The sequence below is a fragment of the Faecalimicrobium sp. JNUCC 81 genome (assembly GCF_053667625.1).
Window position 1 is genome coordinate 1,872,729 of sequence record NZ_CM132203.1, and the last position, 25,196, is coordinate 1,897,924.

General features: G+C 27.5%; 24 protein-coding genes. 6 read left to right on the forward strand and 18 right to left on the reverse strand.

The window, feature by feature from the left end; genetic code table 11:
* Nucleotides 1-55 precede the first annotated feature (55 nt).
* Nucleotides 56-523: a hypothetical protein gene (locus JNUCC81_RS09225; protein ID WP_454096316.1), complete on the reverse strand. Its 468-nt coding sequence runs from the start codon at nt 521-523 to the stop codon at nt 56-58.
* 249 nt (nt 524-772) lie between these two features.
* Between JNUCC81_RS09225 and ytaF the strand changes: the two genes are divergently transcribed.
* Nucleotides 773-1,396: a sporulation membrane protein YtaF gene (gene ytaF, locus JNUCC81_RS09230; RefSeq protein WP_208334483.1), complete on the forward strand. Its 624-nt coding sequence runs from the start codon at nt 773-775 to the stop codon at nt 1,394-1,396.
* A gap of 69 nt (nt 1,397-1,465) precedes the next feature.
* On the opposite strand, the gene JNUCC81_RS09235 is transcribed toward ytaF, so the two are convergent.
* On the reverse strand, nt 1,466-1,999 hold the full coding sequence (locus tag JNUCC81_RS09235; protein WP_454096317.1) for a (Fe-S)-binding protein: 534 nt from the start codon (nt 1,997-1,999) through the stop codon (nt 1,466-1,468).
* A 19-nt stretch (nt 2,000-2,018) separates the two neighbouring features.
* Entirely contained in the window at nt 2,019-3,164 is a 1,146-nt protein-coding gene (locus tag JNUCC81_RS09240) for an aminotransferase class V-fold PLP-dependent enzyme (protein WP_454096318.1), read from the reverse strand.
* A gap of 308 nt (nt 3,165-3,472) precedes the next feature.
* Here JNUCC81_RS09240 and JNUCC81_RS09245 point away from each other — a divergent pair, with 308 nt between their 5' ends.
* Together JNUCC81_RS09245 and ymfI are read left to right on the forward strand one after the other, a co-directional pair.
* Nucleotides 3,473-3,679 carry a cold-shock protein gene (locus JNUCC81_RS09245; RefSeq protein ID WP_208334480.1) on the forward strand — a complete coding sequence of 69 codons (207 nt, stop codon included), beginning with the start codon at nt 3,473-3,475 and terminating at the stop codon, nt 3,677-3,679.
* Between the two features lie 236 nt (nt 3,680-3,915).
* On the forward strand, nt 3,916-4,653 hold the full coding sequence (gene ymfI / locus JNUCC81_RS09250; protein WP_454096319.1) for an elongation factor P 5-aminopentanone reductase: 738 nt from the start codon (nt 3,916-3,918) through the stop codon (nt 4,651-4,653).
* Between the two features lie 53 nt (nt 4,654-4,706).
* Here the strand turns inward: ymfI and JNUCC81_RS09255 are convergent, their stop codons facing one another.
* The 5 genes from JNUCC81_RS09255 to alr all read right to left on the reverse strand — a co-directional run bounded on the left by JNUCC81_RS09255 (nt 4,707) and on the right by alr (nt 8,967).
* Complete coding sequence (locus JNUCC81_RS09255; protein ID WP_454096320.1) at nt 4,707-5,453, reverse strand: glucosaminidase domain-containing protein; 747 nt, start codon at nt 5,451-5,453, stop codon at nt 4,707-4,709.
* 255 nt (nt 5,454-5,708) lie between these two features.
* The gene (locus JNUCC81_RS09260) at nt 5,709-6,617 is read right to left on the reverse strand and encodes a S66 peptidase family protein (protein ID WP_454096321.1); all 909 of its coding nucleotides are present in this window, start codon (nt 6,615-6,617) and stop codon (nt 5,709-5,711) included.
* Between the two features lie 14 nt (nt 6,618-6,631).
* On the reverse strand, nt 6,632-7,168 hold the full coding sequence (locus tag JNUCC81_RS09265; RefSeq protein WP_454096322.1) for a spore maturation protein: 537 nt from the start codon (nt 7,166-7,168) through the stop codon (nt 6,632-6,634).
* A 27-nt stretch (nt 7,169-7,195) separates the two neighbouring features.
* Entirely contained in the window at nt 7,196-7,804 is a 609-nt protein-coding gene (locus tag JNUCC81_RS09270; protein WP_454096323.1) for a nucleoside recognition domain-containing protein, read from the reverse strand.
* Nucleotides 7,805-7,833: 29 nt separating this feature from the next.
* Nucleotides 7,834-8,967 carry an alanine racemase gene (gene alr, locus JNUCC81_RS09275; RefSeq protein WP_454096324.1) on the reverse strand — a complete coding sequence of 378 codons (1,134 nt, stop codon included), beginning with the start codon at nt 8,965-8,967 and terminating at the stop codon, nt 7,834-7,836.
* 187 nt (nt 8,968-9,154) lie between these two features.
* Here alr and JNUCC81_RS09280 point away from each other — a divergent pair, with 187 nt between their 5' ends.
* Complete coding sequence (locus JNUCC81_RS09280) at nt 9,155-9,949, forward strand: M55 family metallopeptidase (protein WP_454096325.1); 795 nt, start codon at nt 9,155-9,157, stop codon at nt 9,947-9,949.
* Between the two features lie 43 nt (nt 9,950-9,992).
* Here JNUCC81_RS09280 and JNUCC81_RS09285 read toward each other — a convergent pair whose 3' ends face one another.
* A complete protein-coding gene (locus JNUCC81_RS09285; RefSeq protein WP_454096326.1) occupies nt 9,993-11,234 on the reverse strand; it encodes a peptidase U32 family protein in 1,242 nt (413 codons plus the stop codon).
* A gap of 286 nt (nt 11,235-11,520) precedes the next feature.
* Nucleotides 11,521-13,422 (reverse strand): endonuclease MutS2, encoded by a 1,902-nt coding sequence (locus tag JNUCC81_RS09290; RefSeq protein ID WP_454096327.1) that lies wholly within the window; start codon nt 13,420-13,422, stop codon nt 11,521-11,523.
* Between the two features lie 333 nt (nt 13,423-13,755).
* Here JNUCC81_RS09290 and JNUCC81_RS09295 point away from each other — a divergent pair, with 333 nt between their 5' ends.
* Together JNUCC81_RS09295 and JNUCC81_RS09300 are read left to right on the forward strand one after the other, a co-directional pair.
* The gene (locus tag JNUCC81_RS09295; protein ID WP_454096328.1) at nt 13,756-14,115 is read left to right on the forward strand and encodes a hypothetical protein; all 360 of its coding nucleotides are present in this window, start codon (nt 13,756-13,758) and stop codon (nt 14,113-14,115) included.
* A 110-nt stretch (nt 14,116-14,225) separates the two neighbouring features.
* Nucleotides 14,226-15,398 (forward strand): iron-containing alcohol dehydrogenase, encoded by a 1,173-nt coding sequence (locus tag JNUCC81_RS09300; RefSeq protein WP_454096329.1) that lies wholly within the window; start codon nt 14,226-14,228, stop codon nt 15,396-15,398.
* A gap of 13 nt (nt 15,399-15,411) precedes the next feature.
* Here the strand turns inward: JNUCC81_RS09300 and JNUCC81_RS09305 are convergent, their stop codons facing one another.
* The 8 genes from JNUCC81_RS09305 to gcvT all read right to left on the reverse strand — a co-directional run bounded on the left by JNUCC81_RS09305 (nt 15,412) and on the right by gcvT (nt 25,032).
* Complete coding sequence (locus JNUCC81_RS09305) at nt 15,412-15,852, reverse strand: DUF134 domain-containing protein (RefSeq protein ID WP_454096330.1); 441 nt, start codon at nt 15,850-15,852, stop codon at nt 15,412-15,414.
* Nucleotides 15,853-16,131: 279 nt separating this feature from the next.
* Nucleotides 16,132-17,469 carry a LysM peptidoglycan-binding domain-containing protein gene (locus JNUCC81_RS09310; protein ID WP_454096331.1) on the reverse strand — a complete coding sequence of 446 codons (1,338 nt, stop codon included), beginning with the start codon at nt 17,467-17,469 and terminating at the stop codon, nt 16,132-16,134.
* A gap of 165 nt (nt 17,470-17,634) precedes the next feature.
* Nucleotides 17,635-19,173: a glycerol kinase GlpK gene (gene glpK / locus JNUCC81_RS09315; RefSeq protein WP_454096332.1), complete on the reverse strand. Its 1,539-nt coding sequence runs from the start codon at nt 19,171-19,173 to the stop codon at nt 17,635-17,637.
* 106 nt (nt 19,174-19,279) lie between these two features.
* Entirely contained in the window at nt 19,280-20,077 is a 798-nt protein-coding gene (locus JNUCC81_RS09320) for an MIP/aquaporin family protein (RefSeq protein WP_454096333.1), read from the reverse strand.
* 216 nt (nt 20,078-20,293) lie between these two features.
* Nucleotides 20,294-20,845: a glycerol-3-phosphate responsive antiterminator gene (locus JNUCC81_RS09325; protein ID WP_454096334.1), complete on the reverse strand. Its 552-nt coding sequence runs from the start codon at nt 20,843-20,845 to the stop codon at nt 20,294-20,296.
* A gap of 188 nt (nt 20,846-21,033) precedes the next feature.
* Nucleotides 21,034-22,470 (reverse strand): aminomethyl-transferring glycine dehydrogenase subunit GcvPB, encoded by a 1,437-nt coding sequence (gcvPB, locus tag JNUCC81_RS09330; RefSeq protein WP_454096335.1) that lies wholly within the window; start codon nt 22,468-22,470, stop codon nt 21,034-21,036.
* On the reverse strand, nt 22,471-23,865 hold the full coding sequence (gcvPA, locus tag JNUCC81_RS09335) for an aminomethyl-transferring glycine dehydrogenase subunit GcvPA (RefSeq protein WP_454096336.1): 1,395 nt from the start codon (nt 23,863-23,865) through the stop codon (nt 22,471-22,473).
* 54 nt (nt 23,866-23,919) lie between these two features.
* Nucleotides 23,920-25,032, reverse strand: coding sequence for a glycine cleavage system aminomethyltransferase GcvT (gene gcvT / locus JNUCC81_RS09340; protein ID WP_454096337.1), 1,113 nt, complete (start codon nt 25,030-25,032; stop codon nt 23,920-23,922).
* Nucleotides 25,033-25,196: the final 164 nt, after the last annotated feature.

Below are 25,196 nucleotides of genomic sequence, written 5' to 3' on the forward strand. Positions count from 1 at the left end.
ATTTTATATTAATTTTTCCTAATAACTTAGCATCTTTACCTATAGTTATATTTTCTCACTCAACGTTTAAGTCATTATTAACAGTACCATCTATAATAACGTCTTTAGCTGTTGTAGATAGTTCATTTGTTTGACCTTGAAATTTAAAGTCTTTTGAAGCTGCATAGATAGCATTACTTTTGGTATTCTTACTTATATTAATATTTTGTGCCGCAACGGTAATATTTTTAGTATTATCAACATTAATATAAAGGTCTTGACCTGCTAATCGAATATTACCTTTTACCTCTTTTGAATTAACAGCTATTTGTTGACCTGCAGATATAATATCTCCTCCAACTATGCTATTTAGAGATATATCCTTAGCAAATGCATAAATATCTCCATAAACTTCATCATTGTTACTTATACTATCTCTAAATAAAAATAAATTAGATGAATTGTTTTTATCTTGCGCATATACATTTAACGAAAATATAAACATAATCATTATTACCAAAATAGATATATATCTTTTTTTCAAAATATCCCCCCTTTTTTTATTATAAATTAATATATGCTATTAGAATAAAATAGATATATTTAGATTAAATTTATTGTCTTGTATTAAATTTATATTGTTAAAATTATTAAAAATTCAATAAATATAAAAAACATCAAGCTTTCTAAAGCTGGATGGTTTTAATTTATATATATTTTATAAATTTTAAGTAACTAATTAAACTGATTTTAATAATATAATAATAGTTATGACAATATAGGGGGTGTCTGAATGTTAGAATCTTTACTTTTAGTATGTTCATTATGTATAGATACATTTGTAGCAAGTATCGCTTATGGCACAGACAAAATAAAGATACCTTTTTCTTCAGCTATGATAATAAATATTGTTTGTTCTTTATTCTTAGCTTTTTCTTTGTTTTTGGGGTCTATATTTAAAGATTTTTTAAATCCAAGTGTCGCTACTTCAGTAAGCTTTTGTCTTTTATTTTTACTTGGTGTTTATAGATTATTTGAATCTTTTTTTAAAAAATATATTCAAAAATATTCAAATATTGGGGTTCCACTAACTTTTAAAGTATTTGACTTTAAATTTGTACTTGAGATTTATGCTGATGAAATAAAAGCAGATTATGATAAGTCTAAAGTTCTAAATTGTAAGGAGGCATTTTACTTAGCAGTTGCCTTATCACTTGATAGTTTAGCAGTTGGTTTCGGTAGCAGTCTTGGAAGTGTTAACTATGTTGAGGTTGTAATTTTATCTTTAGTTATAGGTTTATGTGCCTTATTACTTGGTAGCTATTTAGGTTCAAAATTTGCACAAAAAGCTAACGTAAATTTATCTTGGTTATCCGGTGCTATACTTATATTATTAGCTATTATAAGAGTAGTGTAAATAACTTAAGTTATGCATGTATAATAAAGAAAGTCTAGGAAAATATCCTAGACTTTTTATAATATATAGTTATACTTCATATCCAATCATTAAAAGTATGTCTTCTAATTTCTCTATATTTTCCTTATTACAACTTTCATGAAGATGTATGCATTTTTTTAAACTACTCTGACCATTTAATAGTTTATTTGCAAAAGACATACATGTAGCTTCACCACACTTTTTACAATTTAATTTTGGTAACAGCTTATATAGCTCTATTGGGCTTGGAAGTTTATTCATTTCATATGATGGTTCTATATAATCTTTATCATTATATATTTTATTAATCATATTTTTAAGATAATCCATCATTTCATAAGCATCCGTTTCATTTATTAGCTTAGTTATTGTTAAGCTTTCTTTAAATATAGTTATTATTTTACCTTCATAAGTAAATGTTACATTTTGAGCTTTATTATTATATAAACATGATTTAATATAAGAATTTATATATGGAAATAACTCGGAAATTTCCCTTGATAAATCTGCTTTTATCCTAATTCTTGATGTATGTGTTGTACAAGGTTGTATGAATCTCAAGTCTATGGATTCTAAGTACATATTGTCCCCCCTTAATGTGTTAATTCTTAGAAATCTCTTTTAACGCTTTTATAAGTGTGTCTATTTCTTCTTTTTCATTGAAGTATCCGATTCCTATTCTAATAGTTCCCCTAGACTTTGTTCCTATTAGCTCATGAGCATTTGGTGAACAGTGAAGTCCTGATCTTACCATAATACTATATTTAGTATCCAATTCATAAGCTACTTCTTCAGGGATTTTATCTTTTATATTAAAAGATATTACACCTATTATTTTTTCACTATCTTTAGGTCCGTAAATTTCGATATTATCTATATTATTGAGGTTTTTTAGTGTATACTCTATAAGTTCTTTTTCTTTATTATGTATATTTTTAATTCCTTCTTTATTTATAAATTTTATAGCTTCTCCAAGTCCAACTAGCCCACTTACATTTAAAGTTCCAGTTTCTAATTTATTTGGATAATAATTAGGTTGATATTCGTAGGCTGAGTCTCCACCTGTTCCACCTGATTTTAAAGGATTTATATTACCATCCCAGTTTATAATTAATCCACCTGTCCCCATTGGTCCAAGTAAACATTTATGACCTGTAAATGCTAATAAATCTATATTATCATTTTGAATATCTATAGGATAAGCTCCTGCTGTTTGAGCTGTATCTACTAAAAAAGGTATTTTATATTTTCTTGCCACGCTTCCTATTTCTTTTATCGGTTGGAGAGTTCCAAGTACATTAGATGCATGATTAAATATTATTAATTTTGTATTTTCTTGTATAGCATTTTCTATATCTTCAGGATTAGATAATCCTTCTTTATTAGCTTTAACCTTACTTATACTTATATTTCTATCTCTTTCTAATGTTTTTAAACATCTCCATACTGCATTATGTTCTAATGAACTTGTTATAACATGATCACCTTCATTTAAAATGCCCTTTATTGCAAGATTTAGCGACTCTGTAATGTTAGATGTAAATATTACATTTTTAGGATTGTCAAAATTAAATAAAGATGCTATTGATTTTCTAGTCTCATAAATTAATCTATCTGATTGAATGGCTCTTTTATAAGAACCTCTACCTGATGTAGTTCCATTATTTATCATAAATTCATAAATTGATTTTGGAACACTCTCAGGTTTTATCATAGACGTAGCAGCGTTATCTAAATATATTTGCATAAAAATTCCCCCTATACCCCTATAAATCATATATTATAAATATTTAAATTTAATTTCATTTTCCAATACTTAATTTAATTATAGCATATTAAAACTTCTCAATGTATTTTACAAAATAAAAAGGATATCTATTATAACTATACTTATTTTATTTTCTTTAAATTCATAGTAATTATATTTAAAGTTTTTGAAATAGTTAACATATGGATATCTTTCATATTTTTCTATATATTAAATAAAAATTTAAAGTAAATAATATATAAGGTTAAAGATTTATATATTATTTCAAAGAGAAAGAAGGATTTATTATGTCTAATATAAATGGTGTTGTTAAATGGTATAATCCTAAAAAAGGATATGGATTTATATGTGCAGATAATGGTGAAGATGTTTTTATTCATTATTCTAATATAAATGAAAATAATAATAAAAATTTAAATGAAGGCGAAGAAGTTAACTTTGAAATGGTATCAGCAGATAGAGGACTTTGTGCTTTTAATGTTAAGAGAGTTTGACAAAAATAAAAGGTATTTTAATACCTTTTATTTTTGTAATAATTATCTCTACTAGGAGTTTATAGAGTAGCTATACTACTTTAACATTTAACATATTAAAAGAATTTATAAAAATTCTATGTGAAATTTAATTCATTTATAGGAACTACATTTTACAAATTTCAAATACTATTTTATAATTTGTAATATACATAAAATTATATAAATTAAGTTATATATTAAGAAAGGATAGTAATATGAATAAAAAAACAGCTATAGTCACAGGTTCTTCTCGTGGTATAGGACGTGCAATTGCAATTTTATTTGCAGAATCTGGGTATAATGTAGTAATAAATTATAGTAAGTCTGAAAAAGAAGCTATGGAACTTTATACTGATTTAAAAAATAAAGGTCTATCTGTTAAGTTATTTAAAGCAGATGTATCTAAAAAACATGAAGTGAACTTACTAGTAAACTATTGCATTGGTGAATTTGGTCGTATTGATGTTTTAGTTAATAATGCAGGAATAAGTCAAGACAAATTATTCACTGATATAACTGATGAAGACTGGACAAATATGATGAATGTTAACTTAAATGGTGTTTTTTATTGTACTCAAAAAGCGCTTCAGTACATGATACCTGAAATGAGCGGTAAAATAATAAATATTTCTTCAATATGGGGAATGGTGGGTGGATCTTATGAGGTTCATTATTCAACTTCAAAAGCTGCAATAATTGGTATGACAAAAGCTCTTGCTAAAGAACTTGGCCCTTCTAACATTCAAGTTAATTGTATAGCTCCAGGAGTTATACAAACTGATATGATAAACAATGTTAGCGATGAAATTTTAGACGTGCTAAAAGATGAAACTCCTTTAATGAGACTTGGTACTCCTGAAGATATTGCAAACGTAGCTCTTTTCTTAGCTGATGATAAATCTAACTTTATAACAGGTCAGATAATTAGTCCAAATGGTGGATTTGTAATTTAAAATTAAAAGCTTATAAATAGTTAAAACTATTTATAAGCTTTTAATTTTATTAATTATAAATATAATTTTTTATATGTTTTAAGAAAATCATTTGCTAAGCTATCTACTTTTCCATTCCAATTTTTGCCTTTACCTTCATCTGGGCAATAATTTATCTGTACCGAGTCAACGGATACACCATTATAATACACAGCTCCTTTTGTTAGATAATTTTTAGATAAATGTTTTGCAGTCTGTATTATAGAATCATATTGGCTATTGAACAAACGTCCTTCTGAATTGTCACTGTAAACCTCATATCCAGTTAAATTATTATCTTCTACAGCTCTTCTTGATGTTGCAAATCCACTTTCTAAAGCTACTATAGCAGCCATAGCAAAAGCATTAACTCCATATTTATTTTCTGCATCTACTAAGGCTTTTGATAAATGAGCCATAGTACTTGCACCATTGTAAGTTAACAGAACTGATTTTAATTCTTGTTCTGTTATACCACTAATGGCTGTAATATTTTCTCTTAGATATGTAATATTTTCTTTTCTTAATTTTTCTATTTTTTTTAACTCTAAATCTTTTTGTTTTATTTTTCTTTCTTTTTCTAATTTACTTTGTTCTTTTAATTTTTCAGAATCCGAATTTTCATATTTTATTGATTTTACAACTGTATTTACTTTTTTATTAATAACGCTCATTGAGCTTAAATTAAAATTATCTTCTATGTTACTTACTGATGATGAATTAAAACTTAACATCATAGATGATAAACATATTAAGCTAACTACTCTTTTACTCAATCTCATGTTATTTATCCCCTTTTGAAAAAATATAAAGTATATTATATAATTCACTAAATTATTTCATATTCCCTTCATATAATTTATCGTTGAAATTTCAAAGAAAATTCGAATTCCATTAAAATACTTATTATGACTTTTATTTTTTATCTTTTAGGATAGTTATTTTTAAAATTAGTTAAATTTCTCTTTTATTCGATTTTTTTATTTGTCGTATATTACTATATTTTTTTGTACTCTTTTTAAGCAATTATTTTATAATTATCTAAAAAATTGTACAGTTTGATTACTTGCATCTAATTTACATTTAATTCCAAAAGGTATTGTTATCATAGGCATACAATGACCAGATTTTAAATTATATATACAAGGCTTATTATATTTTTCTACTCTATCCTTTAGTATTTCTTCTATTGTAAATTCATCATCATCATCTTTTTGACAGTCACAAAAATCACCAAATATTATTCCTTCGCAATCATCAAACTTACCTGCAAGACCTAACTGTGTCAACATCCTATCTATTTTATAAATTGACTCTCCTATTTCTTCTATAAATATTATTTTTCCTTTTGTATTTACTTCATACTTACTACCAATTGTTGACACTAATAAAGATAAATTTCCTCCTATTAATTTTCCTTCACAACTACCATTTGATATAGTAATTATTTTTTCATTTCTAGGATTTGATATTTCTAATTTGTGACTCATATTTATACTATCTAATAAGGATTTATATGTAAATGAATCCCACTCTAAAACACTTCCAGCCATTACACCATGTATAGTTGCTAAGTTAGCCTTTTGATTAAATGCTACATGGAGTGCTGTTATATCAGAAAAACCTACGAAAAATTTCGGATTTGATCTTATAATATCATAATCTATCATATCTAATATTCTAGGAGTCCCATACCCACCTCTTATACAAATTATTCCTGATACTTCTTTATCTAAAAACATATCTTCTATATCTTTAGCTCTTATTTTATCTTCTCCTGATAAATATCCTTTATATCTTCTTATTAAACTTTTCCCAAATTTAACCTTATACCCTAAATCTTTAAATCCTATTTCGATTTCTTCTAAACTATACTTACTAAATGGACTAGATGGAGCTATTATACCTATAGTGTCTCCTATTTTTAACCCCTTTGGAAATATCATATATTCATCTCCTTTTACATAAACATAATATTAGTTACTATAACGGCTATTATTATTCCTACTGCATCTGCTATAAGTCCTGCTGGTAATGCATGTCTAGTTTTCTTTATTCCTACTGCCCCAAAATAAACTGCTAATACATAAAAAGTTGTTTCTGTACATCCATTTATAACTGAAGCCATTCTACCTATAAGTGAATCTGGTCCATGAACTGTAAATAACTCATTCATAATACCTGATGCCCCACCACCAGATAAAGGTCTCATCATAGCCATTGGTAATACTTCTGAAGGCATACCTATTTTATTTGTAATAGGTGCAAACAAATCAGTTATTAAATCCATCGCACCTGATGCTCTAAATACTCCTATAGCCACTAACATTCCTACTAAAAATGGTATTATTGTTATTGCAGTTGTAAACCCATCCTTTGCCCCTTCTGTAAATGCTTCATATACCTTGACTTTTTTTACAAGAGCGTATATAGGTATACTTACCATAAAAAATGGTATAGCATACAATGATATTCCATTTATAATATTCTCAAACATTTATACTCCCCCTAAAATAATTTAACCTTACATATTCTCTATTTTTTTAGATTTATTATTTTTAGAAAATTTCTCAAATATTTTTACAACTATCACTGCCGCTATTGCAGAAATTAATGTTGCAACTAATGTAGGCCCTATTATTTCAGATGGGTTAGCTGATCCCGCTGCAGCTCTATATGCTATAACACTTGAAGATACTAATGTTACAGATGCTGTATTTATAGCTAAAAACATACACATTGCATTTGTAGCAGTGTCTTTTTCTTCATTTAGTGTTTGTAATTCTTTCATCGCTTTTATCCCTAGTGGTGTGGCAGCATTTCCAAGCCCTAATATATTTGCTGCAAAATTCATAACCATAGCTCCCATAGCTGGGTGATCTTGAGGCACCTCTGGAAATAACTTTTTCATTATTGGTCTTAACCACTTACCTATAAGTTGAACCAAACCAGCTTCTTCAGCTATTTTCATAAGCCCTAGCCATAAAGCCATAACTCCTATTAATCCTATAGATAATTCTACTGCAGTTTCTGCATTCGATATGGCGGCATCAGTTACTGCTTGCGTATTACCTGTAAAAACTCCTATTATCACCCCTCCTACTAATAAAGCAAACCATACATAATTTAACACTAGAACTCCCCCTTCTAATATTTTAAATATTAGTTATTTTCTATGTAATCTACTATTTTGTAAACTTTATTGTTTTTCAAGTAAACTCTTGGGACTCTTCTTGAAACTAAAGATAGTATTTCGTTTCTATTTGTTTGAGCAAACTTAGATACATCTAATAACTTTGGTCCATCATTTCCATAAAATATCACTTCATCGTTTTCCTTTACATTTTCTATGTTACTTAAATCAATCATACACTGATCCATACACATTTTTCCTATTATATTCGCTTTATAACCATTTACGCTTACAAAACCTTGGTTTGACAATAATCTCGGTATTCCATCACTATATCCACAAGGAATAGTTCCTATTTTTATATCTTTAGGTGCTATAAATGTATAATCATAACTTATACCTTGTCCTCTTTTTATATTTCTTATTTGAGTTATCTTGCTTTTAAATGTCATTGCTGGTTTTAGTTGCATATTAGTTTTTCTGCTGTTATAACCATAAAGGCTAGATCCTACTCTGACCATATCCATATTTAAATTTTTATATTCAACCATACCTATGCTATCGCATATATGCTTTATAGGTATATTTATATCTTTTATACTATCTAGACATTTTTTAAATATCTCATACTGAGCATAATCGCTTTTTATATCCTTTAGGGCTAAGTGTGAAAATATGCCTTCTATATATATATTTGGTAATCTATAAATATCGTGTATTATATTAGATATATTGTTATCTATATCAAGTCCAAGTCTATTAAATCCTGTATTTATTTTTATATGTACTTTAGCTATTTTATTTAAATCTATGGCAGCTTCTGATATTAATTTAGCATACGAATGTGAAAATATAGTTATAATTATATCCTTCTTTATAGCTAACTTTATAAAATCACTTGGTATATCTCCCATTACTAACATTTTTGAATTTATATTTTCATTTCTAAGTTCTATAGCTTCATTTAATCCAGCTACACATATATAATCTACATTTTCTTCTTCTAACAATTTAGCTACTTCTACAGCTCCATGACCATATGCATTAGCTTTTAAGACAGCGCCTATTTTTACATTTTTATTGATACTTTCTTTTATTTGTATGTAATTATGCTTTATGTAATCTAGATTAATTTCTACCCATGTAGGTCTTAATAATCTCAATCTTATGCCTCCTTTATTAAAGCTAAATTATATTTATAATTTAGTTCTATATATGTTCCATATTTCTTATTATTAATATATAGTTAAAATCCTTATATATTCCATATTTTTGCTTATATTACCTATTTTTAGTTTTTTATGGTTTATATATTTTTAATTTAATATTAAAATTTATGGAGGAATTAGTATGAAAATTTATCTAAGTGCTGATATAGAAGGAACTTGTGGAATTGTAGACTGGGATGAAACTAAATTAGATAGTAATGTAGGAAGCTATCATAGAGATCAGATGACAAAAGAAGTTAATGCGGCTTGCATAGGAGCAAATTTTGCTAATGCTACTAATATTTTAGTTAAAGATGCACATGATAGTGCTAGAAGTATAAATCCATTATCACTTCCTGAAAATGTTAGTATACTAAGAGGATGGACTAGAGATCCTCTTGTAATGATGGCTGGTATTAATAAAAGTTTTGATGCTTGCATTTTTATTGGCTATCATAGTGGATCTAGTCAAAATGGAAACCCCCTATCTCACACTATGCATTGTGACTATGACTATATAAAAATAAACGGAAATATAGTAAGTGAATTTACTATAAACTCATATACTGCCGCTTATTTTGGAGTACCTATAGTTTTTGTCAGTGGTGATGAAATGCTTTGTAATGAAGCAAATAAAATCAATCCAAATATTATTACTGTACCAGTATCAAAAGGCATTGGAAATGCATCTATATCTATTCATCCTAATTTGGCATTAAATAAAATAAAAGACGGTGTTAAAAATGCATTAACAGGAGATTTATCTAGACATATAATAAAGTTACCTGATAAATTTGAGATAGAAATAAAGTTTAGACAACATTATAAAGCCTATAAATCTTCTTTTTATCCTGGTGTAAAACAGATTAATTCTCAAACTATACAATTTAAAACTGATGATTACTATGAATTTTTAAGAATGTTTTTCTTTTTATAAAAATAGACACTATACCATATGGTATAGTGTCTATTTTTATAATTTATAATACATTCATAGTTACTATTGGCTTTCTTAATATATAATCTTTATCAAGCTTTATATCTAATTTCATTTTTACTATTTGCTTTGCACGAGGTGCAGATTCTATTGGTTCTCCATTTTCATCGTACATTTCTTCAATAGTACTAAACATAGTTTCTTTATAAGGTCCTATTATTTCTATTTTATCTCCAACATACATTTTATTTCTTTGTTCTACTGTATGAAGTCCGCTCTCTTCATCATAATTTTTTACAATACCTATAAAATCATAATTTCTTATATATGATGCAGATTTGTAATTATGAGCATTAGAATCTGGTCTATCTAAATAGAATCCTGTGCTATAATCTCTATGACTTCCTTTTTTTAATTCTTCTAGCCACATAGGATTAAATTTCCAATTCTCAGGGTCTGCATAGTATGCATCTATTGCCATTCTATAAGCCCTAACTGTTGTAGCTACGTAGTAAGAAGTTTTCATTCTACCTTCTATTTTAAGGCTCGTTATACCACTTTCAAATATCTCTGGTATATACTCTATCATACATAAATCTTTTGAGTTAAAGAAGAATTCTGGATCTATTCCTTCAACTACTGGTTCATATTCTCTTGGCACTTTTTCTTCTACTAATGTATACTTCCATCTACATGATTGTGCACATGAACCTCTATTTGCGTCTCTTCCTGTTGTATAATTACTTATTACACACTTTCCAGAATATGACATACACATAGCTCCATGTACAAATGATTCTATATCCATATCTTTTGGACAATTATCACTTATTTCTTTTATTTCCTTAAATGATAATTCCCTTGCCGTAACAATTCTTTTAGCTCCTAGATTATACCAAAAATTTGCTGCATCTGCATTTGTTGTACTCGCTTGAGTACTTATGTGTATTTCCATATTTGGAACTATTTTTTTTACCATAGTAAATACACCCGGGTCACTTACTATAACTGCATCAACACCTATTTCTTGAAGGTCTAATAAATATTCTTCAATTTGAAGAAATTCGTCATTTCTTGGTATTATATTCATAGTAACAAAGACTTGCTTATTACGCTCATGAGCAAATCTTACGCCTTCTGCCATTTCTTCTTTAGTGAAATTTTTAGCAGCAGACCTCATTCCAAATATTTCTCCACCTATATACACTGCATCAGCTCCATAAGTAAAAGCTATCTTTAATCTTTCTAAATCACCTGCTGGTGCTAATAATTCTACTTTTCTCATTTTGTCTCCTTGTTTATCTGTATTTTAATAGTCTTTAAGACTCAATAAATATATAAAATATTTTACCCAAATAGAATTTCATCAAACTTTTATTATATATTGATGTTTTATATTTAGGATGATTTTCACCTTGATAATTATATCATATATTTACAAATATCTAATTGTATTTTTTATATTCTTTTATAATATACCTATTTCTTTTACTAATATTTCGCTCTTGTATATGTAAACTTATCTTTAAATAATATAAAAAGCTAGAGTATATCCTCTAGCTTTTGTATTATTATCTATTTTGCTTTATTTCTTTTTGAATCTGCTTTAAGACTTTTTTAGACCCTCTTTTTATATCTTTTTCAAGTTTTCTATCTTTATAATCAATGAATAAGCTATCCATATCATATCCCTGTGGATATAATTGGTCTGCTTTTATATGAAGCTTAATCTTTTTTACATTCACTTCTAAAAATGTATCTTTATATAATACTTCTACATTATTAAATTTATCAACTGGCTTATAAATTATTGCAAAATCATCTTTATCTAATAATTTCACACTATCACCTATATTATATATAGGAATTTCCTTTATGATTTCTTCTTTATTTTCTTTTGATATCATTATTTTATTTTCTTTAACTAAATCAAAATTATAATTCTTGTCACTTATATAATTTTTAGCTCTATTTAATACTTTATCTTTTATACCCATCTTTTTAGATATAAATAATGCATTACTATCTTCACTACTTCCAATAGTTAGTTTATAAAGAGGCTCTAATGTATTTTTATTAAACATCATTCCAGCATTTTCAAAATGAGGATGCAAAGATGCAAACTTTTTAATTTCGCCATAATGAGTTGATGCTACCGTTATACACCCCATTTGATAAAACTCTTCAAGTATTGAAATAGCAAGTCCAGCTCCTTCATTTGGCTCAGTTCCACTTCCTATCTCGTCAAATATTAAAAGAGTCGATTTATTACTATCGTTCATAATATCTGCAATGTTTTTTATATGAGAAGAAAATGTACTTAATGAATTTTCTATACTTTGATTATCTCCAATATCTACAAATATATTTTCAAAGATACTCATTTCAGTCCCTTCTTTTGCGCATATATCAAGGCCCAAACTAGTCATAAGACTTAACAGTCCTACTGTTTTTAATGCAATAGTTTTTCCACCTGCATTAGGACCTGTTATTACTAAAGATCTATAATCTTTTCCTATTTCAAAATTAAGAGGTATAACATTACCTTTTAAAAGTGGGTGTTTTCCATCTATTATTTTAATATATCCTATATCATTTACCTTTGGTGTAATTGCTTTGTTATTTAGACTATATTTAGCTTTAGCAAAAACCATATCATATTCTGATATTATCTCTATATTTAACTTTATCATCATTATTTTCTCAAATATAAGTTCTGTTAAATATGATAAAATTTTATATTCTTCTATAACTTCTTCACTCTTTAATGAAATAAGTTCTAAACTAAATTTTGAAACAGTAGAAGGCTCTATGAATACAGTACTTCCTTTTGATGAAGTATCAAGAATTGCTCCATCAACTTCATTTTTATACGAAGATTTAATAGGTATTACATATCTATCATCTCTTTTACTTATTATAAATTCTTGTATATATTTTTTATTTGAACTTGATGTTAAAAACTTATTAAGCCTATCTTTTATCTTTGCCTCAAAAGATTCTATATTTCTCCTGATTTTTTTTAACTCTTTAGATGCACTAGAATCTACTTTGTTATTTTTTATAGAGTAATTTATCTCATTTTCAATAGTTTCACACTCTGTTATATTTAAAGCATAAGAACTTAATGTAGGTGAATAAAACTCTTTATTTGCCATAAATGATTTTATTTTTGAGCAACCTCTTAAAAAATCTTCTATATGAACTAATTCACCAGGTTCTAGTATCATTCCCTTCTCAACTTTATCGATAATTGGCGTTATATTAAATAATCCTTCCAAAGGTATATGGTTACTATTTTCTAATATCTTTCTACTTTCTTCATTTTCCTTTAATCTTCTTTTTACTACATTTATATTTTTACTTGGACTTAGTTTGTCTATAAGTTCTTTTCCAAGGGAACTTACGCAGTATATTTTTATTAGCTCTTTTAACTCGTTTAATTGTAATTTTTCAAATGTATTTTGATTCATTTTTATTCTCCTTTATTTATAAATGTGCAGTTTTTATAATTTACACATCTTAATAAATAAGGAATTTTTTATTTCATAAACTCCTTATTTATTAAGAAGTCTACCTACGAGCTCAGCATAATTAGTTTTTTTCATAAAACACACTCCTATTTTATATTTCAAATCTTTATATATTATTTCATAGTTTTAAAACTAGTTCAATAAAAATATTTGAATTATTAATCTTTTTATATTTGACCATAAAACTTTCTATTAAATTTTATTAATTGTAGTATAATAGTATTAACATTTTTATACAATAATAGATGTAATTTAATAGAAAAAGGTGAATTTATGGATTTATTACAATTTGATGATTTAAGTTTATTTAAAAGTATTGCTCTTGATGAAGAAACTTTAATGATGCACAGTAAATGTGGAAAGTATAGTTTTTATATCAACTTTAAGGATGAAATTAGAGGTGTTGATTATTATGAATTAGCTATAGCCACAGAAGATTCAATTGGTTTTATAAATAAATCAGGAAATGCTAGTATTATAAAAAAAGTAGTACTAGATACACTAGCTAACAAAAAAGGTGATAACTTAGTAGATGATAAAAAAAAATCTATACCTAGTAAAGTTTCTAAATCTGTCAAATCTAACGCTAAACAAAATAACTCTATATATAATAAAAAAAGAAGGAATAAGTAGTATTCCTTCTTTTTTTATTATATATCTATGTACTTTTAAGTTTTTAATTATGGTATTATACTAATAATACCATTTCTTAATATAATACTTACTACGATAAAGGAGAAATAATGAATAATTTTGAATGGAATTTTGAGACTAAAATAATATTTGGTAAAGATAATGAAAGTAATATTGGTGATGAATGCATAAAATATGGAAATAAAATATTGATTGTAAGAAGTAATGGTAATCATGTTGAATCGTCTGGACTTATGAACAAAGTTAAAAAATCCTTAACTAATAATAACATAGAGTTTTTTGAATTATCTGGTATAGTTCCAAATCCTACAATAGACAAAGTAAGGGAAGGAGTTAAAATTTGTTTAGATAAAAATATAGATTTAGTTCTTGCAATTGGTGGCGGTAGTATTATAGATACCGCTAAAGCTATATCTGCAGGTGTTTATTATAGTGGCGATGTTTGGGATTTATTTACTCAAAATATACAAATAGATAAAGTACTTCCCTTAGGGGTAATACCAACCATAGCTGCATCTGGAAGTGAAGGTAGTATTGGTGCTGTAATCACTAATCCTGAAACTAACTCTAAGTTTGATATTTTAAGTCCATTACTTAGGCCAAAGTTTGCTATATTAAATCCAGAATTAACATTAACTTTACCTAAGTATCATACCTTCTGTGGTGTAGTAGATATATTATCTCATGCTATTGAAAGATATTTTACTAATACAGAAAGTGTTGAACTTACTGATAGGCTAGGTGAAGCTCTTATGAAAACTGTTATTAATAATGGATTAATTTTAGTAAATGATTCAACTAACTATAATGCTAGATCTGAAATAATGTGGTCATCAACATTAGCTCACAATGGTTTATTAGATACTGGTAGAAATAGCTGCTGGGCTTCCCATATGATAGCTACTGAATTAAGTGCTCATTACAATGCAATTCATGGAGCAACTTTATCAGTTATAATACCCGCTTGGATGGAGTACATTTATAAATATGATTTAAAACGTTTTGCTACTTTTGCTAGTGAAGTATTTAAAGTTAAGTATGATGAAAATAATCTAGAATCAACTGCAAAACAAGGTATTTATGAAATAAAAGAATTCTTTAGAAAATTAAATATGCCTACAACTATGAAAGAACTTGGCATAAATGATGATTCATTATTTGATAAAATGTCTATTCAAGCTACACGTTTTGGAAATATAGGATGTATCAAATCATTAGATTCTAATGATGTAAAAAATATATTTAATATTGCTTATAAATAAAAATAGGAAGTAGCTACTTCCTATTTTTATTTATAAATTTATATTGTTTTTTTATAAATCCAGCTTCTTCACTAGTCATTACTTTAGTTGAAAAACATATTGGACATATTATATCTTCTTTTTCGTAATTTATAGTATAAATACTACCGCATGTAGCACATCTAAAAGTACAAAGCGTTGTAATTATATCCTCAGGCCTTATTTCCTTTTCATCTTTTACAATAATGGAAGTTCCATTTATTAAAGCCTCAGTTATTTTTTTCCTAGCAGATTTTAATAATCCTTCAAACTCTTTTGAACTTATATTCATTTCTTTTGAACTATTTTTATCATTTAAATCTTTTACATCTTTTAATGTTAGTGCCTTTAATTCTAATGGACTTATTTCTATACCCTTTAAGTCCTTTTCATCTAGTTCACTTGAAACAAAATAATTTAATACTTTTGTTTCCATAATATATTCCCCCTAAATAATTACTTATCTAATAATAGTATATGTTAAATATAAAAGGAATTGATAAAGTTATCAATTCCTTTTATATTTAGTCTATTTCAAGTTTTACATTATATTCATTTAACCAGGTATCTAATTGAACTAAATATGCCATTACTTATGGATCTGTCATTAATTGTCCAAACCAAGGTTTTGTAAATGATTCTCCATCTGTGTTTATAATATTTTCAATTCCATTTTTATCTATTATTTCTAATATTCTTGCATTTTTATTGATTATTATATTTTTAAAACTTGTCCAGTATAAATTAAGTTTGGATTTGGTATATCATTTAATATAACTAATCCATTAACTGTCATATTAAATTTTTTAGCTATGCCGCTTAGAGTATCTCCTGATTTTACCACATATATGCCTCTAAAATTATTATCCTTTGGTGATTGTCCTGAACATAGTATTTTTAAAGCTTGTCCTGGATAGATTAGGTTTGGATTTGATATCCCATTTAGTTTAACTAGTTCATCAACTGTTGTATTAAACATTCTAGCTATAAAAGTTAAGTTATCGCCAGATTGAACTATATAAGTTTTAAGATATTGTTTTGAAGATGATGCTGAATATTTTTTCTCTGATTTTGTAGGTATTTTTATAACTTGTCCTGGATAGATTAGGTTTGGATTTGGTATATCATTTAAATTTACTAATTCATTAACGGTAGTCTCAAATTTTTTAGCTATTGAAGTCAATGTATTTCCTATCTGAACTATATAAGTTTGATTAAATACCTCTTTTTTTATGGTTGTAGGTATAGAACTATATATTTTTAAGGTTTGACCTGGGTATATTAAATTAGGATTTGAAATATTATTTATTAATGCTATTTTCTCATATGTTGTATTAAATTTTTGAGCTATACCACTTAATGTATTTCCTGGCTGAACTACATAGTATATAACATGACTACTATTAGAACTAGGTTTTATATCTCCTGGTAAGTTTGAGCTACTATCTAATAGTATTTCATTTTTAAAATTATCCAAGTCTGTATTTGCACTTATACCAGGTACATTTCCTGTATCTGAATACTGCCATCCTGCGTAGTTATTTCTCCATATTGGATTGCTAGAAGGGTAGTCTACTCCGTACTCTGCAACCCATAGTGGATAATTTTCAAGGCCAAATTCTGGATTTAGCTTTGTTTGTGCAAAATTTGTATACGTGTATATAGCTACATCTAAACCGCTTATATTCTTTACTTCTTCTAAAAACTCTATTGCTTGGTTTGATAATTCATAGTTGCTTAATCCACCAGTTTCTTCTAAATCTAAAACTAATCTAGCATCGGGAGTTAATCCACTTAATGCATTTACAAAGTATTGTGCTTGTTCATTTGGAGTTGGTGAAAATCCTGGATTAAAAAAATGATAAAATCCTACCTTAAGACCATTTTCCTTAGCTCCATTATAAAATTCATGAAGGTATGGATCTATATAATAAGTTCCTTCAGTGGCTTGGATATATACTATCTCAACTCCGCTACTAGCTACCTGAGAAAAATCTATATTTCCTGACCAGTTACTTATATCTATACCCTTTATTGTATTTAATTCTGACATTATATTTTACTCCTTTCTATATAGTTAAGTAGATAAATTACTACTTTGTATTATTATATTGTTTTTTGTCTAAAAATGTTCTTTGCCTTAAATTTACTCATAAAAAATAGCCTTCCGATACACTGTATAGAAGGCTCTCTTATCTAAATATTTAATTTTAATAATTTATCCTTTTATTTCTGCTAACTCTTTTTCAAATTCTTCATCTTCTTTTGCCCACTCTAAAGATCTTTGTACTGCTCTTTTCCATCCTTTATATAAGACTTTTCTTTTATTCTCACTCATATTAGGAGTGAATTCTTGGTCTATAATCCATGAATTTTTTATATCATCTTTGTTTTCATAAAAACCTACTGCAAGTCCTGCTAAATATGCAGCTCCTAAAGCAGTTGTTTCAACAATTTTAGGTCTATTTATATTTACATCTAATATGTCTGATTGGAACTGCATTAGGAAGTCATTAGCGCTTGCTCCACCATCAACTTTAAGACCTTTTAGTTTTATACCTGAATCTTCTTGCATTGCTTCTAATATATCTTTTACTTGATATGCTATTGATTCTAAAGTAGCTCTTACTAAATGTTCTCTATTAGCTCCACGAGTAAGACCCATTACAGAACCTCTAGCGTACATATCCCAATAAGGAGCTCCAAGACCTGCAAATGCTGGAACAACATATACACCATTAGTATCTTCTACAGATTTAGCATAAAATTCACTTTGTTTTGCATTATATAGTATTTTAAGCTCATCTCTTAACCATTGTATAGCTGCTCCTCCTATAAAGATACTTCCTTCTAAAGCGTATTCAACTTTTCCATCTACTCCCCACGCTATAGTAGTTAATAGTCCATTTTTAGATTCAACCATTTTTTCACCGGTATTCATTAACATGAAACATCCTGTTCCATAAGTATTTTTAGCGCTACCTTCTTCAAAACATGTTTGCCCAAATAATGCTGATTGTTGATCTCCTGCACATCCAGATATAGGAATTTGAGCTCCTGCAAGCATTGCTTCATCAGTATATCCATATAAACAACTTGAAGGTTTAACTTCTGGAAGCATTGATTTTGGTATACCTAATAATTCAAGTATCTCATCATCCCATTTTAATTCTTTTATATTATAAAGCATAGTTCTAGCAGCATTTGAATAGTCCGTTACATGTACCTTTCCACGAGTTAAATTCCATATTAGCCAAGTATCTATAGTACCAAATAGTAAATCACCATTCTCTGCTTTTTCTCTAGCACCTTCTACATTATCTAATATCCATTTTATTTTTGTTCCTGAAAAATATGCATCTATTAAAAGACCTGTTTTTTCTTTTATTTTACTATCATAGCCATCTTTTTTTAATTTATCGCATATTGCTGAAGTTCTTCTGCATTGCCATACTATTGCATTATACACTGGTTTACCTGTGTGTTTATCCCAAACTACAGTAGTTTCTCTTTGATTTGTTATACCAATAGCAGCTACTTCCTCCGGTCTTATAGAATTAGTTTCTATAACTTCTCTCATTACGCCACTTTGGCTTCCCCATATTTCCATTGCATTATGCTCTACCCAACCTGGCTTTGGATAGTATTGAGTAAACTCCTTTTGAGATGATGATACTATATTTCCTTCTTTATCAAATAAAATAGCTCTTGAACTAGTCGTACCTTGATCTAGAGACATTATATATTTCTTTTCCATTTTTATTCCTCCAATTTTGTTATTTAAAGTTTAACTATGTTTAAATTTAATTATATTTTCCAATTTATTATTATAATTTTAATATATATTAATAAATTTTACTAATTTATTTTGCTTTTTGTGTTATTTCTTCTGCTTCCATGTATCTTTTTATACCTTTATCAAATACAAAACCTGCAAATAATCCACCTATTATAGGTCCTACTATAGGAACCCAGAAGTACATATTTTGACCTAATGCATTAGTTCCCCATCCTGCTATTATTGCAAATAGCTTCGGACCAAAATCTCTAGCTGGATTCATAGCAAACCCTGTTAAAACTCCAAAACTTGCACCTATTATAGCAATAGTTAATCCTATCATTACTGGAGCTAAATTAGCTAGTGGCTTATTACTATTTCTAGACTCTCCTACTGCTAATATTACCATTACTAAAAACATAGTTATTATAATTTCTGTAAGTAAAGCTGTGAATATGCTTATTTCTGAATGAGGATATGTAGAAAAGATTCCTGCTGTAGCTAAACCATCTATACTTGATCTAGCTATATTATTTGATGCTTCAAAAGATAAAAATAAATTTTTAAATAATAAATATACTGTAGCTGCTCCTAAAAAACATCCCGCTATTTGAGATATTATATAAGGTATAACCTTTTTCTTTGGAAAATCTCTGTAAACCATTAAAGCAATTGTAACTGCTGGGTTTATATGAGTTCCTGATACTGCTCCTGTAACATAGATTGCCATAGTAACTGCTAAACCCCAAATAATACTTATTTCCCATTGAGAAATACTTGCTCCGCTTAGTACAAGTGATGCAACACTTCCGCATCCTATAAAAATTAGTATCCATGAACCAATAAACTCTGAAATGCATTCTCCTGTCAATGTCTTTTTCATTTTAACTTCCCCCTTAATTTTTAATATCATTAAAATGAAGTGGACAAAAAAACAGAGAGAGCCTATATTTTCAATAGTACGGCTCTCTCTTCTCTCGCCCAGTGTTAAGTTAATTAAATATTATCATGAAAACATTTTCCAGTCAATCGAAAACATCGTTAGATAAATATCAAACATATTTTTTTGTTTTAAATCTAAAACTATGGGTAATTAAAATTACCAAATTTCTATTTTGCTTGTTGATACTGCCATCGCTCCACAAGATAATACTTTAATTATCTCTTCTTTTTCATCTATAAGCCCTCCACATATTATAGGTATATTTGGATATTCTTTACTCATTTTTTTTATGACCTTTGGTAATATCCCAGGCATAATTTCTATAGCTTGTGGCTTTACTTTTTTTAAGCTTTCAATTGCATTTTCTAAAGATATAGAATCTATAAAGAAAAATCTTTGAACCACGTTTAAATTTAATTCTATAGCTCTTTTAACGATATTTGTTTTCGTTGTTATTATACCATCTAAATTTAATTCATTTTTTACATAATCTACTATTACCGGGCTAGATGATACTCCTGTTATCATATCTATATGAACAAAAACCTTTTTACCATGTTTTTGTAAATATTTAACCTTTTTTCTAAGTGTAAGTATATCTCCATTTAGCAAAAATACAATGTCACAATCTGATGCTATAACTTGCTCTATCTCAGTATCATTTTTTATAGCTCCTATTATAGGATTTACTTCTAATAATTCTCTCATTTCGTCCCCCTAAAATCTCATACTACTAAATATATTTTTATATAGTTTATATTTTTCTTATACTATGAAATATATCACAATATATATAAAAAAACAGTATACACATTATATAATAATTAATTAATTTTTATAACCAATAAAAATAGCCTACAAGTTATTATATGTAAGCTATTTTTAAAACTATAATTTTACCATTTTAATACTTGCTTTTTAGCCGCTCTAGTCTCATCTATTCTTCTAACTATTGTATCGTGAGGAGCAGCCTTTAAAATTTCTGGTTGTTCCTTAATTTCTTTTGAAATTTCAATCATTGCATCTATAAATTTATCTAAAGTTTCTAGACTTTCTGTCTCAGTTGGTTCTATCATTATTGCACTATCTACTATAATTGGGAAATAAACTGTAGGTGGATGATATCCATAATCTAATAGCCTTTTTGCAACATCCATAGTCGTTACTTCTCCCATATTTTTTCCACTTAGCACAAATTCATGTTTACATACAGTATCAAAAGGTAAAGTGTAATACTTCTTTAATTTCTCTTTTAAATAGTTTGCATTTAAAACAGCTACTTCACTTGCTAATTTTAATCCTTCTGCCCCCATACTTAATATATAAGAATAAGCTTTTAATATAACACCAAAATTTCCATAGTAGTTCTTTATCTTACCTATAGATTTTTCTTTATTATAGTTTAGTGTATATCCATTATCATTTTTTTCAATTATTGGTACTGGTAAAAATGGTATAAGATCCTTTTTTACTCCTACTGGCCCGCTTCCAGGCCCTCCGCCTCCATGAGGTGTCGAAAATGTCTTATGAAGATTTAAATGAACAACATCAAACCCCATGTCTGAAGGTCTAGTGATTCCCATAATAGCATTCATATTTGCACCATCATAATATAGCAGGCCTCCCGCTTCATGTACTAAATCTGCAATTTCAGATATATTTTTTTCAAATATCCCCAATGTACTTGGGTTTGTAAGCATAAGTGCACATACTTCATCATCTAATACTTCTTTTAAAGCTTTTATATCTACACATCCATTTTCATCAGATTTTATTTGAACTATTTTACATCCGCATAGATTTGCACTAGCTGGATTTGTTCCATGTGCTGAATCAGGTACTATTATTTTATTTCTTTTAAAATCTCCTCTATTTTCATGATATGCGTTTATAAGCATAAGCCCTGTTAATTCTCCATGTGATCCTGCTGCAGGTTGTAATGTTATATCATCCATTCCAGTTATTTCTTTTATCATATTTGAAAAGTCATACATTATTTTAAGTGATCCTTGCGTTGTCTTTTCATTTTGGTATGGATGTATATTTGTAAATCCTTCTAAGGAGGCTACATCTTCATTTATTTTAGGATTATATTTCATAGTACAAGAACCTAATGGATAAAATCCAGTATCAACTCCGAAATTTTTATTAGACAAAAGTGTAAAATGTCTCATCACATCTACTTCACTAACTTCAGGAAGTTTAGGTATAGTTTTTCTTTTTAATTTATCTGAAATTAAAGTATCATCTTCCTTAATATCTAATGGCGGAAGTGAGTAGGCACACCTTCCTTCTTTTGAGATTTCTATTAATAAATTATTATAATCTTTCATTTATATAGCCCCCATAGTTTGAAATTTTACTTCACTATTATCAAAGCTCATGTTAGATATGGTATTAACTAAATTATCAATTTCTTCTTTACTTCTTTTTTCTGTGACACAGTATAAAGAACAATTTTTAAGTTCATTATATTTATTTCCTAAGTTATATCCTCCAATTATGTTTTCTTTTATAAGACTCTCATTGATTAAGTCTGTATTATATTTTGATTTAAGCACAAACTCATTAAAAAATTCTCCTGTAAATACCTTTTTATACTTGCCAGTTTTTATTAATTCATTGTAAGTATAGTTAGACTTTTGAATACATTGATTTGCTACTTCTTTTAACCCTTTATATCCCATAGTTGCCATATACACAGTTGCAGCAAGTGCATTTAATGCTTGATTTGAACAAATATTAGATGTAGCTTTTTCTCTTCTTATATGTTGTTCTCTAGCTTGAAGAGTTAATACGTATACTCTTTTACCTTCTAAATCAACAGTTTCTCCAACTATTCTTCCTGGTAATTTTCTTACATTTTTAGATTTAGTACTTATAAAACCTAAATATGGACCTCCAAAATTTAGAGGATTGCCTAATGGTTGAGCTTCCCCAACAGCTATATCTGCACCAATTTCTCCAGGAGATTTTAAGACACCTAAAGATATTGGGTTTACGTTCATAACAAGCATTGCTTTATTTTCATGTGTTATAGTTTCTATTTCATCCATTTCTTCTATTATTCCAAAGAAGTTCGGGTTTTGAATTAACACACATGCACTTTCTTTGTCTATATTGATTTTTAAGCTATCTGTATCTGTTCTTCCACTTACTTTATCATAATCTATTTCAACTACTTCAATTTCATTAAATCTCATATATGTTTTTATAACTTCCATAATTTCTGGATTTATAGCTTTAGATACTAATATTTTTTTCTTATTTTTAGAACTATTTACAGCCATCAAACAACCTTCCACACTTGCAGTTGCTCCATCATACATAGATGCATTGGATATATCCATTCCTGTAAGTTCAGATATCATAGATTGAAATTCAAATATTACTTGTAATGTGCCTTGGCTTATTTCCCCTTGGTATGGTGTATAGGCTGTATAAAATTCTGATCTTGATGTTACATGTTTTATTAATGCTGGTATATAATGGTCATATGCACCAGCTCCTAAAAAACAAGTCATCTCCTCTGTTGTTATATTTTCTTTAGATAAAGTTTTTAGTTTTTTAATTATTTCCATCTCACTCTTTGAATTTTCTAAGTGTAATTTTCTATTTAGTTTTAATTCATCTGGTATATCATCAAATAAGTTGTCTATAGATTTTACCCCTATCTCATTTAGCATTTTTGATTTGTCATCTTCTGTAAGTGGTATATATTTAAACATAATTTACCCCCATAATAATTTTAATATCAATTTAAATAATCTTAATACTTCTCTTTATGCATGAGTTAATGTTGGTTTAATATAAAATTTTTTATTTATAATTTTTGCTTTTGCTTTCTTATTTCTAATTATTATATTTATTTCTTTTCCTATTTCAGCGTAATTAAAATCTATAAGAGCTAATCCTATACATTTATTTAAGGTTGGTGATTTATATCCAGTTGTAACATATCCTATTATTTTATCTTCAATACTAACTTCATAACCATGTCTTGCTATGTTTTTTCCTATTATTTCAAAACCTACAAGCTTTCTTTCTAATCCATTTTCTTTTTGTTTTGCTAATTCTTCTTTTCCTATAAAATTATCTTTATTTAATTTAACAAAAAATGAAAGTCCTGCTTCAATCGGTGTAATTTTATCACTTAATTCATTTCCGTAAAGAGGTAAGCATGCTTCAAATCTTAGAGTATCTCTACATCCAAGTCCACAAGGTTTTATGTTATTTTTTTCACCTATTTCTAATAGTTTTACCCAAACGCTTTCTACATCTTCATTTTTACAATATATTTCAAACCCATCTTCCCCTGTGTATCCAGTTCTTGATATTAAAGCATTAACTCCATTAACATTTATATTATTTCTAAAGTGAAATGGTTTAATTTCGTCTAAGTTTTCATTACATATTTCTTGAAGTATTTCTTGAGATAAAGGTCCTTGAATTGCAATTTCTGAAACTTTATTAGATATGTTTATAATGTCTACATTGTAACATTTTTTGTTATCGTTCATCCAATTAAAATCTTTTTCTATATTACTTGCATTTATAACTAAATAATAGTAATTTTCATTAAATTTATAAACTAATAAATCGTCAACTACTCCTCCATGAGGATAACACATAAAGGTATACATGGCTTGATTATTTTCTAATTTACAAACATCATTTGTTACTAAATTTTGAATATATTCTTTTGCATCCTCTCCTTTAATTTCAACTTCTCCCATGTGTGACACATCAAATATACCTGAATGGTTTCTTACAGCTTCATGTTCTTTTTTTAATCCTTCATATTCTATTGGCATAAACCATCCTGCAAAATCTACCATCTTTGCCCCTAAAGATTCATGCTGACCTGCTAAATGCGTTTTCTTTAAATTTTCCATACTTTAAATCTCCCTTTAAAATATAAATTACTTCAACATAAAAAAGGATATAGGTATATTAAGTAATATTCCTATATCCTCTGTTTCTTGTACCTGAAAGTTTTAATACTCGGTATTATTGCTTCTTCGGTGCCTTATATTTAATATAAGGTCTTTCCAGAGAT

Bases quoted from the DNA above. Each gene is read 5' to 3' on its own strand.
- gcvT (WP_454096337.1), bottom strand. From the start codon at position 25,032: ATGGAAAATTTAAAGAAAACGCATTTAGCAGGTCAGCATGAATCTTTA.
- gcvPA (WP_454096336.1), bottom strand. From the start codon at position 23,865: ATGTTTAAATATATACCACTTACAGAAGATGACAAATCAAAAATGCTA.
- glpK (WP_454096332.1), bottom strand. From the start codon at position 19,173: ATGGAAAAGAAATATATAATGTCTCTAGATCAAGGTACGACTAGTTCA.
- JNUCC81_RS09320 (WP_454096333.1), bottom strand. From the start codon at position 20,077: ATGAAAAAGACATTGACAGGAGAATGCATTTCAGAGTTTATTGGTTCA.
- JNUCC81_RS09235 (WP_454096317.1), bottom strand. From the start codon at position 1,999: ATGTACTTAGAATCCATAGACTTGAGATTCATACAACCTTGTACAACA.
- ymfI (WP_454096319.1), top strand. From the start codon at position 3,916: ATGAATAAAAAAACAGCTATAGTCACAGGTTCTTCTCGTGGTATAGGA.
- JNUCC81_RS09265 (WP_454096322.1), bottom strand. From the start codon at position 7,168: ATGTTTGAGAATATTATAAATGGAATATCATTGTATGCTATACCATTT.
- JNUCC81_RS09290 (WP_454096327.1), bottom strand. From the start codon at position 13,422: ATGAATCAAAATACATTTGAAAAATTACAATTAAACGAGTTAAAAGAG.
- JNUCC81_RS09260 (WP_454096321.1), bottom strand. From the start codon at position 6,617: ATGATATTTCCAAAGGGGTTAAAAATAGGAGACACTATAGGTATAATA.
- JNUCC81_RS09325 (WP_454096334.1), bottom strand. From the start codon at position 20,845: ATGAGAGAATTATTAGAAGTAAATCCTATAATAGGAGCTATAAAAAAT.
- JNUCC81_RS09310 (WP_454096331.1), bottom strand. From the start codon at position 17,469: ATGTCAGAATTAAATACAATAAAGGGTATAGATATAAGTAACTGGTCA.
- JNUCC81_RS09295 (WP_454096328.1), top strand. From the start codon at position 13,756: ATGGATTTATTACAATTTGATGATTTAAGTTTATTTAAAAGTATTGCT.
- JNUCC81_RS09285 (WP_454096326.1), bottom strand. From the start codon at position 11,234: ATGAGAAAAGTAGAATTATTAGCACCAGCAGGTGATTTAGAAAGATTA.
- ytaF (WP_208334483.1), top strand. From the start codon at position 773: ATGTTAGAATCTTTACTTTTAGTATGTTCATTATGTATAGATACATTT.
- JNUCC81_RS09255 (WP_454096320.1), bottom strand. From the start codon at position 5,453: ATGAGATTGAGTAAAAGAGTAGTTAGCTTAATATGTTTATCATCTATG.
- JNUCC81_RS09280 (WP_454096325.1), top strand. From the start codon at position 9,155: ATGAAAATTTATCTAAGTGCTGATATAGAAGGAACTTGTGGAATTGTA.
- JNUCC81_RS09305 (WP_454096330.1), bottom strand. From the start codon at position 15,852: ATGGAAACAAAAGTATTAAATTATTTTGTTTCAAGTGAACTAGATGAA.
- JNUCC81_RS09300 (WP_454096329.1), top strand. From the start codon at position 14,226: ATGAATAATTTTGAATGGAATTTTGAGACTAAAATAATATTTGGTAAA.
- JNUCC81_RS09240 (WP_454096318.1), bottom strand. From the start codon at position 3,164: ATGCAAATATATTTAGATAACGCTGCTACGTCTATGATAAAACCTGAG.
- JNUCC81_RS09245 (WP_208334480.1), top strand. From the start codon at position 3,473: ATGTCTAATATAAATGGTGTTGTTAAATGGTATAATCCTAAAAAAGGA.
- gcvPB (WP_454096335.1), bottom strand. From the start codon at position 22,470: ATGAAAGATTATAATAATTTATTAATAGAAATCTCAAAAGAAGGAAGG.